The organism is Parasutterella sp. St.1A3 (assembly GCF_059728705.1).
The window spans coordinates 2,170,022-2,182,471 of the sequence record NZ_BAAGFK010000001.1 but is presented as its reverse complement, the minus strand read 5'-3'; the positions used below and the strand labels follow the sequence as shown (position 1 = coordinate 2,182,471).

Sequence of the window (12,450 nt, the reverse complement as noted above, 5' to 3'; positions counted from 1 at the left end):
TTCAATTCCTTTGCGATAGAGGCGGTAATCTCATGATTTCTCTCAACGATTCGAACGGTATTCTCAATGGTTCGAACGACGATTCTCAGCGTTCGAACGGAGCTAATTTTCAGTGTCGGCTGATGCGTCAACGTTGATAGGTAAATCAAATTCTCACAGGTTCGAACGCTCAGTTTTAACCGTTGGGCCGACCTGTAGTTTACAAGATTTTGTGATAGCTATTTTTATAGTTGTTTGCAGTGATTTTGCGAGCACGTACGGTGTCAAGCCAACGTGGGATAAGTTGTAACGGAGCGCCAGCGAGGTTACAGCATTATGCCGCGAAAGTGGCTTGACGCCGTTCTTCTTTAATACGCTGTACAAAGGCCGTTAAGCACACTGCTTAACGGCCTTAAAAACAGGCGGCGACAAGCGTTAAAACGCGTTTGGCCCTGCAATTAACTTCTTCTATTGACCTTTAGGATTTCTGCACGCCTCCATATTGTTCCATTTGCCTGACTGAGGCACCGTACATTTCGATTCTGTGGGAGACACTGACGAGTCTGTCCAGGATTGCGTCGGAGTAAGTCGGGTCGTTGATATATTCAGCCCATTTACTGACCGGCAGTACGCTTGTGACGATAGTACTTGCGTACATGTATCTTTCGTTTATTATTTCCAGCAGATCCTCTCTGGATCTGGCGTCTAACTGTCCGATGCCCCAGTCATCGAGGACTAGCAGATCAACATTTTTATACTCCTTGAGTTTTTTGAAGTATGTTTCGACGATCTGATGTGACGCAGACATTTGGTTAAGCAGCAGGGGTATTCTGACTACCCTTGCTGTTTTCCCTTTCATGCAGGCCTGATTAGTTAAGGCGCACGCAAGGAAGGTTTTACCGCATCCGGCAGCTCCGGTAATAATGATGTTTTGGTGCCTTTCCATCCACTGCATCGTGAGGAGCGCCTCTGCCTGATTTCTATCTAATCCTCTTTCAATGCTGAAGTCGATTGTGTCAGGACGAGCGTTTGGCAAGCAGATTTTTGCTTCTTTAAGACGACGGTTTAGTGCATTCGAGTCTCGCTTTTCAACCTCATATTCCAGCCCTTCGATGACGCAGTCAAGCAAAGGCATTTGACAGGCGTCAGGGTCAGTAAGAATCGCACTGAAGCGCTCATAAGCGGCACGCATTTTCAGCCTCTTGCACAACTCGCTGAGACGCAGAATTTTTTTATCATGAGTAGTTATTTCTGATGTTTTCATGTTCAACAGTCCTATAGTCCTGGTCTTTGTCGGAATTATCTAAGCCCATAAGCAGCTCTTTCTTTCGCATATTCACAAAGTTCTCGATAAAGCTGTAGCTCAGGAACTTTTGTTCGAGCGCAACGCCGAGGGCTTCATTGGCGAGCCGGATCGATCCTATTTTTGCAAGCCGCCTTAGGCAGGAGCAGAATCTGCGGGCGTTCATTTGATCGGATTCCCACTTGATCTCCAAGACGTTTACAACCGTACTTTCGTTGTAGCCGCAGTCGATCAGCTCTTGTGCCCATTCATCCTTACTGAGCCGTTGGTGCTTTTCCTTTGCCGTCAGATGCTCAGGCAGAATGTGCGTCTTCTGGCCTGAAGCTTCAAGCAATCTCTTGTGCTTGCCAATGCAGACGGCGGTCTCAATGTCGTAAATGAAGACATTTTCGGCTGTCTTCAGCACGGAGACTTTTTTACCTACGTGGCTGGCAGGAACGCTGTAACGATGACCACAGTCCTCAGTGAGCCTGATACAGTGCCCTTTGTCAACCTTTAAGTACTTCCAGCTGCCGACTTCAAAGGCAAGGATGGGAAGACTTGCCAGCGCTTTTTTCTCGTGCGCCGCAAATTCAATTTCGCGACTGCTTTGGCGATTCTTTGTGAACGGACGCTCGTTGAACTGACGTACCTTCTCAAGAATCTGCTCGTTCAGATCAGACAGATCAAACGCTCTTATCGGACCCTGCATCGACAGAGGCGCTATCACATGCCGATAGAAGTGTAAAACGCTGTTTTCTACGCGGTTCTTGCCCTTTGGACTTCGCGGCCGACAAGCAAAGGTGTTGATCCGGTAGTATTCGCACAGATTGGTCAGGATTGGAGAGTAATCGATTCTGCTTTGCTTATGCGACATGACAAGGCTCCTGGCGTTGTCGACTATAAGCGTCTTTGGAATGCCGCCGAAGAACTCCAAGGCTTTGACAATCCCTTGCATCCAGGAGTGCTGTTTTTCATCGTCAAAAGCGCAGGCAAACATCTTCTGACTAAATGTCATTGTGGCAACAAACAGTTTGGATTTGCGGCTTTTCCCATGCTTGTCGACCCAATTGATAAGCTCGCCGGCAAAATCGATTTCCATCGAGCCGCCGGGTACTCGCTCCAAGTTGGTATAAACCTCCTTCGGAGCTTTAGCTTTCATTGCCTTATCTATTTGACGGCAGAACGTCGGATACGAGCAGGCGCTGCTAGGGTCAGATGCCTTGTATGCTTCGTAAAGAAGCTGTCTGGTTGCATACTTGACGTTTGCAAGCTGAGTTATGACGTGATCTGTATCGATTTCTCGGTACTTTGCGTCAATGTGAGAACACAGCAGCTCTTCCAATACGGCTGAATCAGTCTTTTCGATCTCCGTGTACGTCAAGCCGGATGCTTTGATCTGGTTTGCGTATTTTGAGACAGTTGACTTCGATACGCTGACGGAAGCTGCAATTTTCGAATACGGTTGATTCAAGTTCAGCAGAGCTGCAATTTTCTTGATCTTTTCCATTGAAGATTGTTCCATAAATTGTCCCTAAAAAATTTAAGGACCTCAGACTACAATCCAACGGAAAAAACTGAAACATGCTAAGCGTTCGAACCAGTGAGAACACCGTACTCAACTGGCAGAACAATTAGCTAGCTACTATTATGAGAGGGGGCGTTCGAACACTTGAGAACACCGTTCGAATGGTTGAGAGAATTCAATCTCAATCTTGCCGCTGCCGGCGTGATGGATTAAAAATTATTTGCAGTTGTTGTTGTGAGATTGTAAATCGATGAGTTTACCCGTCGCTTGATCAACTCTTGTAAAACTGCCTGTCGTTTTTCATTGACGAGGCATTTACGAGCCGCAGGCTGAAAAATTGCAGAACTAGAGAACTAAAAATTTAAAAATCACAAAAAATCATTTTATTTCAGTGGAATAAAATGATTTTTCGTGTTATACTAGATTACCTAATTAGATAATCGATTGTAATTATGAATACGCCAAAACTGCCTCCGCTCATTATTAAAAAGAGCCCTTCGGCTTATTACGTTTACACCTATAAAAATAAGTGGGATTCCGAGAAAAAGAGAAGTTATCGAGTTAGCTTCAAGAAGGTCGGTACTGTTACCTCCGGCCAGAAGGAAGGCCGAATCCGCTGGGACGAACACTTTTTAGCTGAGCGCCCTGAATTAAGGGATTTTATTTGCCAACGCAAGGGCAAAGACTATATCTTCACTGCGGTGAGTGAAGGCGGTTTTACTCTTTCTCAAGCAATGGATGTCAAACAACTGCATGCGGGAGCCACGTGGGCGCTGGATCAGCTCGTTGCGCAATCTCCTATCGGAGAAGCTCTTAAAAGGGCCTTCCCACAGCGCCGAGACTATCTAAAAGTTTTGTCGATTGCCTACTTCATAATCCTCAATCAGGACAACAATATTTCTAAATATCCGACCTTTGCCGAGGCGACTCGTCTTCCATGGGGCGGGGCTTTGCATCCTTCCTCAATAGGCAGAGTTTTTAGGAAAATCAAAAAACAACAAATAGAAAATTACTTTTCTGCCATCCAGGAGGGATTAATAGAGCAGAAGAAAAAAAATGGGGACGACGACAGGCTGACATTGGCTTTAGATTCGACCTCCATTTCGAGCTACGCAAATAAGCTGCCAAATGTAGAAAGAGGCAGGAATAAAGACGAGGACAACCTTCCTCAAATTAATCTGCTGATGTTGGTCGAGTCCAAAAGCGGACTGCCTATCTTCTATCGAGCCTACGACGGAAACGTTCCGGACGTACAAACCGTCAGGCAGGTCATTGCTGACAACTCCAGACTAGGCATCCAAAACGTTGTTCTTGTGTCTGACCGAGGTTACAGCGGTACAAAAAACATCAATGACTGCCTGAGAAATAAAGTTGGCTTTCTGTTCAACATGAAGTGCGGAATATCAGGCAGCCTTACCCAAGAGCTCATTGATGAAGAAAGAGTTAACCTCCAGGACTTAAATCGAATGGATTGGTTTACTCAGGTCTTTCAGGTGACAAAGAAGATCAGCTGGATTTATGAACCTAATCCTGTAACGGGTCAGAGATCCACAAAAAAGACGCAGGAAACTGCGGAGCTTTACTGGCATATCTATTTCGATCGACAAATTGCTGAGAATGCCAGACAAGGGATGTTTGAGAGAATCATTCGTATACGCGAAAAGATGGCCGCCGGTAAGTCTCTCGATGAAAACGAACAAACATTACTAGAAGAGGTGTTTGTAAAACATGAGAAAGACGGCACGGTCAGCTACAGCGTCGACAATAAAAAAGTGGATCAAAAGCTCCGCTACAAAGGCTACCGGGTACTGGTAAGCGACGAAATATCCGATGCTAGAAAAGCTTGGTGCGCTTACCAGGAACGCTGGATAGTCGAAGATACATTTAAAACACTCAAATCCCGCTTGGGCTGCTCAAGAAATCGAGTCTCGGACAACGAATCATTGACTGGTAAAACGTTTGTACAGTTCCTGGCAACCTCTATTGCGATGATTGTCAGAACCAGGCTGAGAAAATACAGTGAGGAGTGCAAAAAGAATAATAGTCTGCCGATGGTGTATGACAGTGACTGCAGAGTTCTGGACTCTTTGAACAATGTAATGCAGACCAGATTCTGCGGAGGTTACTACTTCGGTGAAATCGCAGGGAAAAGACGGATGTTATTTGAAGCCCTCGGGGTTCCGGTTCCTGATGCAGAGCCCGAAAAGGCGCAGGTCTACGAAGACGACGAAGAAGAGACAGACTTCTAAAGAAGATGCCTTCAGATTAAAAGCTGAGCCTCTGCTAGAGGCTCTAGATTCTGCAATATTTCAGCGCAGGGTCGCGTTCGCAGCGGCTCGATTGCGCTTCGGAAAAAGAAAAACCGCGCAGGTTCTGCGCGGTTTTTGCGAATTCTGGTCGGAGTGAGAGGATTCGAACCTCCGACACCTGCGTCCCGAACGCAGTACTCTACCAGGCTGAGCTACACTCCGATTTGACCGTCAAGTGAACTAACTGTCCCTCTCAACTGTCAAGGAAAGCAATTCTATCAGAGAATTTTTGTATGCGCTACTCGGGAGGCAGTCAAGCTGTCGAATTCCGTTCTGAACTTCATTTCTGGCTGCGGAAATGCAGGACTCAATCGCATTAGTTTTCTTGATAATTCCGATAATTGCGTCAAGGTCAGGATCGCTGTGACTGATTGCGTTACGAATTGTTTCAGTGTCCGTCTCTGAGCAGTTTCTCAGCGCATAAATAAGCGGCATTGTCATTTTGCCTTCGCGTAAATCGGTGCCAAGATTCTTTCCGGTATTTCCAGAGACGCCGACATAATCCAGTACGTCATCAATAATCTGGAATGCTCGGCCAAGACACAGCGCATATTCGGCCATAGCGTCTTCTACCGCTTTGTCGGCGCCGGCAGAGACCGCCGCCATGCGGGCAGCCGCTTCAAACAGTACGCCGGTTTTACGCTCAATCACTTCAATGTAGCGCTTCTCGTCCACGGTGGTGTCGTGAATGTTTAAAAGCTGAATGACTTCGCCTTCGGAAACACGGTTTACCGCCCCGGCAACAATTTCACAGATCCTCAGATTCTGTGTTCGGACCATTAACTGGAATGCTCTCGAATACATAAAGTCACCAACCAGAATCGCGCTGGCATTGCCCCACTTGAAGCTGGCCGTGGGCTTGCCGCGTCTTAAATCCGATTCGTCGACCACATCGTCATGGAGAAGACTGGCGGTATGGACATACTCGATCATTGTGGCTAAAAACACAGGATCCTTGTTTTGACATCCGAGCGCTCGGGCGATCAGAAGAAGAACAACAGGACGCATCCGTTTGCCGCCTGCGCTGACAATGTAGTCAGAGATCTTCTTAATAAGAGGGATGTCACTTTGCAAATCAGAAATTACCGCCTTGTCTACCTCGACGAGATCTTCAGCGATCGGTGCAATAACGCGCTGCATCGTTTCTGCTACGTTGGCCATTCTTTTTATTCCTAATAATGCGAACTATTTGTGTTTAATATTAAACAAGATTTCTGAATTAATGGTAATTAGAACAGGAAAGTGTCCGTGACTAGCTTATATACGGCAATAATTCCTGCCCGCTAAGAAAACTGACCCGAATAAGACTCGGCTGTTAAAAACATGGAAGAGGCGGCGGAAAATGAAGCTTTCATATTAATAAAGCGCCATGGAAACTCCTTCGATCAGAGCGCTTTCCTCACTCTGAAGATGAACTGCGGACAGACGCTGCGCAGCAACAAAGTGCTGAGGATGAGGCGGAGAAAAAATAAAACATATAACGGTTTGACTTAATGAGAATTTTCCTCCATAATGCCGAACTCTGCGCAAACTTCTTTCTAGCAAACAAAAAGGCTTCAGCAGGACGCAGACTGCATTGAAGTGTTAAAGGTAAAGCATGTACGCAATTATTAAAACCGGCGGCAAACAGTACACTGTTGCTGTTGGCGATAAAGTAAAAGTCGAAACTCTGCCGGGCGAAGTCGGCTCTCAGATCAAACTCGAGACCGTTCTCGCTGTTAAGACTGATGCCGGTCTTACTCTTGGCAACCCGACAGTTCCGGGCGCTTTTGTTACAGCCACGGTCCTCTCTGAAGGTCGTCACGACAAGGTACGTATCTTCAAGTTCCGTCGCCGCAAGCACTCTATGAAGAGCGGCGGTCATCGTCAGAACTACACCGAACTCAAGATTGACGAGATTTCGGCCTAATTTGAATTTTTGATAAGAGGTATTTGAAATGGCACATAAGAAAGGCGGCGGATCGACACGTAACGGCCGCGATTCCAACGCTCAGCGTCTTGGCGTTAAAGTTTTCGGCTCTGAAATGATCCAGCCGGGCGCCATCATCGTTCGTCAGCGCGGCACGAACTTCCACGCCGGTGAAAACGTCGGTATGGGTCGTGACCACACTCTGTTCGCAAAGGTTGCAGGTAAGGTTGAATTCGTTGTCCACGGACGTCTGAATCGTCACTACGTCAACGTAGTTCCCGTCTAATCTTTACTGACGACACTTTAAAAGAATTGAGGCGCCCCATTCCTAGCAAGGAACGGGGCGCTTAATTATTTACCTGACTATCATCACATAATTAGAACTATTGCCAGCGGCAGGAAAAAATGAAATTCGTAGATGAAGCAAAAATTGAAGTCATGGCTGGAAAGGGCGGCAACGGTGTTGCCTCGTTCCGCCGTGAAAAATTCATTCCTAAAGGCGGTCCTGACGGCGGAGACGGCGGCCGGGGCGGATCGATTTACGCGATTGCAGACCGCAACCTTAATACTCTGATTGACTACCGCTATACCCGTAAGTTCCAAGCTAAAAACGGCGAAAACGGTCGCGGAAGCGACTGCTACGGCAGAGGCGCCCCCGATATTGAACTGCGCGTGCCCGTCGGAACCGTGATTACCGATATCAATACCGGCGAAACCATTGCCGACTTGGATAAAAACGGTGAGAAGGCGCTTTTAGCCCGCGGCGGAAAAGGCGGCCTCGGCAACCTCCATTTCAAGTCTTCGACGAACCGTGCGCCTCGTCAGTGCACGCCCGGAGAACCCGGAGAGGAAAGAGCGCTCAAGCTTGAACTGCGCGTATTGGCCGATGTCGGTTTGCTCGGACTGCCGAATGCGGGCAAGTCCACTCTGATTTCTGCTGTATCCAACGCTAAACCGAGAATTGCGGACTATCCCTTCACAACACTGCATCCGCATCTGGGTGTCGTGCGTGCTGGCCCCGAGTCGAGCTTTGTGATCGCTGATATTCCCGGACTGATCGAGGGTGCCTCTGAAGGCGCCGGACTCGGTCATCAGTTCCTCAGACACCTCTCTCGTACCAGTCTGCTCCTTCATGTGATCGATGTCGCTCCGATGCACGCGGAGGAAGATCCGATCGCGGCGGCTAAAGCTATCGTTGAAGAACTTCGTAAGTTCGATCCTGCTCTGGCAGATAAACCGCGCTGGGTAGTTCTGAACAAGATGGACTTGGTGCCCGAAGAGGAACGCGCTGAAGTTATTGAGAAGTACCGTAAGGAATTCGGTGCGGATACGCCGCTCTTTGCGATCTCGGCAGCGACCCGAGAAGGTACCGATAAACTCGTGAACGCGATCGCGGCAGATATCCATGAGCAGAGAAGACAGCTGCTCGCGGAGTCTGAGCCGGATGTGTGCTTTGACGATCAGGAAGAAGTTTTCCCGCCTGAACCTGAAGAAGAAAAATAAACTGATAAAGACCGCCGTGCACAGCACGGCGGCTTAATATATGCAGTATCTCCCAAACCAACGAATCCCGGATTAGCAGAAGATATGGAAGAAAATCTTAAAGTTTGGCAGGACGCCAAACGCATCGTCGTAAAAGTCGGTTCCTCTTTAGTGACAGACGAAGGCCGCGGAGTGGATCGCGCTGCGATCGATCGCTGGACAAAGCAAATTTCGGAACTCCAGAAACTGGGCAAACAAGTGATTTGGGTGAGCTCAGGTGCCGTGGCCGAAGGCGTGGTACGCCTCGGCTGGAGTAAGCGCCCGAAGAAAATGCATGAACTGCAGGCGGCGGCCGCGGTCGGGCAAATGGGCATTATCGAAGCGTATGAAAAAAGCTTTGAGATCTACGGAATCAAGACCGCTCAGATCCTGCTCACACACGCCGACTTGGCGGACCGGGAAAGATATCTGAATGCTCGTCAGACACTGGTGACGCTCTTAGATCTCGGAGTCGTGCCGATCATCAATGAAAACGACACAGTTGTCACAAACGAAATTAAAGTGGGCGACAACGATACGCTTGGTGCATTGGTGACCAATCTCGTGGAGGCGGACCTTCTCGTCATTCTTACCGACCAGCTTGGGCTCTTTACCGCGGATCCCCGCAGCAATGCCGATGCGCGCCTAGTTCAGGTCGGACGGGCCGGAGATAAAAAATACGAAGAGATGGCGGGCGGCGCCGGCTCCTCAATCGGCAAGGGCGGTATGCTGACCAAAATCTTGGCGGCTAAGCGCGCGGCTCGAAGCGGTGCTTCCACGATTATCGCAAGCGGAAGAATCGAAGACGTGCTGGTAAAACTTGCGCACGGTGAGTCAATCGGCACACTGCTTTATGCCGAAAGTCGGCCGATGTCCGCGCGAAGCCAATGGATCGCCGATCACCTGCAGCTCAAAGGCAAATGCGTGATCGATGAAGGTGCGATTCACGCCGTCAGAGCAGGTAAGAGCCTTCTGCCGGTCGGTGTTAAGGCTGTGGAAGGAGACTTCCTGAGAGGAGAAGTCGTCGCCTGTGTGGATAAGGACGGAAAAGAAATTTGCCGCGGCCTTATTAACTATGGTTCTGCCGAAGCAAAGCGCATCATGGGACATCACACCGACGAAATCTTGGATGAACTCGGTTATATCGAACAGCGTGAACTGATCCATCAGGACAATATGGTCGTCGCTTCAGTCTGATCTTCTGATATCAAAAAAGCCGCTCCTGCGTTTTGCATTGAGAGCGGCTTTTCTTAATTGCGGTACAGTCTGAAGTCTCGTCTTTAGTTTGTAAAAATGAAACAAAACCCTCTTAATTCAGAGGGTTATATCATTTTTTGAGCAGACAAAAGTCACTTATATTGGCAATCTGACTCCGAGACGCTTTGTAATGTCAACCACGGTGGTGAGTGTTGGGAGTGGTTCAACCCCAAAGACAGCCATCACTTTTTCGGCTTCTTGGTTCAGATCCACGCTCTTAGAGTAGCTGCTTTCCGGTTTCTCCAGCTCTTGTTCTCCCGTTTTAAGGTACAGCTTCACCTTGTTTTTTACCCCTTCAATCGGAGAGACTGTCGGAGACATCAGTAATTCAACCATCATCTCCGGAGAGTACTCTATAGCTGCCTCACGAAGCTTAAATGCCATGAACCTCTCCAAAGCCAATGCCAGAACACAAACAACAAAGTGACCCCTGATATGTGCCTCTGTTCTTACATAAATCGGTCTCGTACACAGTACTGACTTCATTACTCGGAAGCAGTTCTCTATCTTCCATAATTCTCTCAGTCTCGAGTAAATCTGCTCATCACTTAAGTCTTCGCAGCAAGTAATCAACCCGTAATAGCCTGCAAATCTTATTTTCCGTTCATAAAGCTCACGGTTTAGTTCATAACGCTCCTCTTGAGCTTTTTTATCCGGATCCGACTGCTTTACTCTTTTCAGAAATTGTCTCGAGCCTCGTTTAAATGAGGCATCAATTCTGCCGCTGCCGGCGCTCATCATCTTCTTGGCTTGCTCCCATTGCAAATTTAATTCCTTCATGTCGTGGGCATACCGCTTAGCCGACCAAGTCACTATCAAACGCGGGTTAACAGCCTCTCGTGATTCTTTTTGTTTAACCGCTTCAGGACAGTCCATTGTCTTCATCTTCCATGACATCTCGCCTGTTTCTGAATCAAATTTATATTTCCAGCCGTCCTCGCTAAACAAGTTATCCAACTCTTTGCTGCTGAGCCGGTGAAGACTGTGCGCCACGATAAAGGCACAGTCGTTTTCAATCAGCTTGGAAAGATTCTCTTTGCTGTTAAGTCCTCTGTCAGCCACAACGATGGGTTTGCCCTGCGGACATTTCTGCCGGAACGACTCAACAACCTTCATTAAAGTTTTAACTTCTGCCGTATTGCCGCGATAGACTTCATAGTCCAGAGGAATGCCGCAGCGATCAATTAATAAACCGAGAAGAACCTGTGTCTCATGAGTCCGGTGCTCTTTACTCATGCCTCTTTCGCGTAAACAATCAGGTTCAAAGCTCTCAAAGTAGAAAGTGGTTACGTCATAAAAGACTAAGGAACAATCCCGCGCAATTTCCTTGGATACAGCTTCATCAAGTTTTTTGATGATGGTCGTTTTAGAAGCAGCAAGAATGTCTAAAGCTTCGTAGTGTTGATCCAGTGATACAGAGTCAAACTTGAACAAATGGCGCGGACATTGTCTTCTCATTCCCCGCCGGCTCATGGGACTGAGAATGCGGCTGGCCACTTGATAGAACACGGCCAAATCTAAATCCCAAGAAAGTTTTCTGTTGTATCCGGCCTTACGGAACCATGCGTTTAAGCCAAGCTTTTCCCAGACTTTTCGTATGGGAGCCATCCCGTAATGCAGCCGAGGAGCTGAGGCAGCTGCCGAAGAATCAGAAACCGCAGGCGCAATCCGCCGAACCGCAGCCTCTTGGAGTTGTTCTGCACGTGAGGCATCCGAGCGCAGAGCTTTGACTCTGTCTTTTAAAGATTGAAGGTAGTTTGGATCCTCCTTCATTTTTTCAGAAATATCTCCTAAAGCTTCCAAAGTCCGAGAAGAGTTCTTGCGGGTAACCGGGTCTCGAAAGGTTTCGATGATGCTGGCGTAGTAGTGAGAACCTCGTTTGTAGTGCTGCAGAGTAATTGTAGGCATAGACTCTCCGGAATCAGATTTTTACTCATTATATCATAAAAGTAAAACCTAAGTATAATATAAAGTAAATATAAGTTAAATCTGTCTTCTAAAAAAATGGGAACAATTAAGCAACCACGGGGGTTGGGGAAGAATTTACGAGGCTAAAGACAGGAAAAAGCCGCTCCTGCGTTTTGCATTGAGAGCGGCTTTTCTTAATTGCGGTACAGTCTGAAGTGATTCGGCCCTTCCGCTCTTTCCCAACGGGGCGGCGGTGTCAGTGATTTCTTATCGGGAAAGATAAGCGGTGCAAGCTCCGTAAGCGCTTCTTTATACACATTGCGCTTGAACTCAATGACCTGACTCAGCGGAACCCAATAGTCATTCCAGCGCCAAGCCTCAAATTCGGGATGATTGGTCGCTTTCAGATTGATGTCTTTGTTCTTGCCCAGAAGCTCAAGTAAAAACCAAATCTGCTTCTGCCCTTTGTAAATACCTCTGAGATCTCTGCGCACCCAGCGGTCCGGGACGTCATAGCGAAGCCAGTCTTCGGTCCTACCGATGATTCTGACCTGATTTTCAAAAAGACCGAGTTCTTCCCACAGCTCTCTGAACATGGCCTCCCTCGGAGATTCCCCGCGGTTGATGCCGCCCTGTGGAAACTGCCACGAGTGCTGACCGAGCCGCTTTCCCCAGAACACCTGTCGGAGAGGATTCGTCAAAATAATGCCGACATTCGGTCGATATCCATGTTGATCAAGCATAAAAACTTTAAAAT

Annotated in this window: 10 protein-coding genes and 1 tRNA gene; 5 read left to right on the top strand and 6 right to left on the bottom strand. The window is 47.8% G+C overall.

Going from position 1 to position 12,450, the window contains the following annotated elements:
- Positions 1–457 precede the first annotated feature (457 nt).
- Together istB and istA are read right to left on the bottom strand one after the other, a co-directional pair.
- Positions 458–1,243 (bottom strand): IS21-like element helper ATPase IstB, encoded by a 786-nt coding sequence (gene istB / locus AC6I1F_RS10140; RefSeq protein ID WP_281523620.1) that lies wholly within the window; start codon positions 1,241–1,243, stop codon positions 458–460.
- On the bottom strand, positions 1,215–2,786 hold the full coding sequence (gene istA / locus AC6I1F_RS10135; RefSeq protein ID WP_497801770.1) for an IS21 family transposase: 1,572 nt from the start codon (positions 2,784–2,786) through the stop codon (positions 1,215–1,217). Before istA ends, istB begins: the two co-directional genes overlap by 29 nt.
- 455 nt (positions 2,787–3,241) lie before the next feature.
- On the opposite strand from istA, the gene AC6I1F_RS10130 reads away from it, so the two are divergent.
- On the top strand, positions 3,242–5,038 hold the full coding sequence (locus AC6I1F_RS10130; protein WP_497801627.1) for an IS1634 family transposase: 1,797 nt from the start codon (positions 3,242–3,244) through the stop codon (positions 5,036–5,038).
- A 145-nt stretch (positions 5,039–5,183) separates the two neighbouring features.
- Here the strand turns inward: AC6I1F_RS10130 and AC6I1F_RS10125 are convergent.
- A tRNA-Pro gene (locus AC6I1F_RS10125) sits at positions 5,184–5,260 on the bottom strand.
- Positions 5,261–5,278: 18 nt separating this feature from the next.
- The gene (locus AC6I1F_RS10120) at positions 5,279–6,259 is read right to left on the bottom strand and encodes a polyprenyl synthetase family protein (protein ID WP_160335825.1); all 981 of its coding nucleotides are present in this window, start codon (positions 6,257–6,259) and stop codon (positions 5,279–5,281) included.
- 436 nt (positions 6,260–6,695) lie between these two features.
- Here AC6I1F_RS10120 and rplU point away from each other — a divergent pair, with 436 nt between their 5' ends.
- The 4 genes from rplU (at position 6,696) to proB (ending at position 9,725) form a co-directional block, all read left to right on the top strand.
- Complete coding sequence (gene rplU, locus AC6I1F_RS10115; RefSeq protein WP_160335824.1) at positions 6,696–7,007, top strand: 50S ribosomal protein L21; 312 nt, start codon at positions 6,696–6,698, stop codon at positions 7,005–7,007.
- 28 nt (positions 7,008–7,035) lie between these two features.
- On the top strand, positions 7,036–7,293 hold the full coding sequence (gene rpmA / locus AC6I1F_RS10110) for a 50S ribosomal protein L27 (protein WP_160335823.1): 258 nt from the start codon (positions 7,036–7,038) through the stop codon (positions 7,291–7,293).
- Between the two features lie 119 nt (positions 7,294–7,412).
- On the top strand, positions 7,413–8,510 hold the full coding sequence (obgE, locus tag AC6I1F_RS10105) for a GTPase ObgE (RefSeq protein ID WP_160335822.1): 1,098 nt from the start codon (positions 7,413–7,415) through the stop codon (positions 8,508–8,510).
- An 84-nt stretch (positions 8,511–8,594) separates the two neighbouring features.
- Positions 8,595–9,725, top strand: coding sequence for a glutamate 5-kinase (gene proB / locus AC6I1F_RS10100; protein WP_160335821.1), 1,131 nt, complete (start codon positions 8,595–8,597; stop codon positions 9,723–9,725).
- Between the two features lie 156 nt (positions 9,726–9,881).
- Here proB and AC6I1F_RS10095 read toward each other — a convergent pair whose 3' ends face one another.
- Both AC6I1F_RS10095 and AC6I1F_RS10090 read right to left on the bottom strand, forming a co-directional pair.
- Positions 9,882–11,693 carry an IS1634 family transposase gene (locus tag AC6I1F_RS10095; RefSeq protein WP_497801769.1) on the bottom strand — a complete coding sequence of 604 codons (1,812 nt, stop codon included), beginning with the start codon at positions 11,691–11,693 and terminating at the stop codon, positions 9,882–9,884.
- A 194-nt stretch (positions 11,694–11,887) separates the two neighbouring features.
- On the bottom strand, positions 11,888–12,436 hold the full coding sequence (locus AC6I1F_RS10090; RefSeq protein WP_160335820.1) for an RNA pyrophosphohydrolase: 549 nt from the start codon (positions 12,434–12,436) through the stop codon (positions 11,888–11,890).
- Positions 12,437–12,450 lie beyond the last annotated feature (14 nt).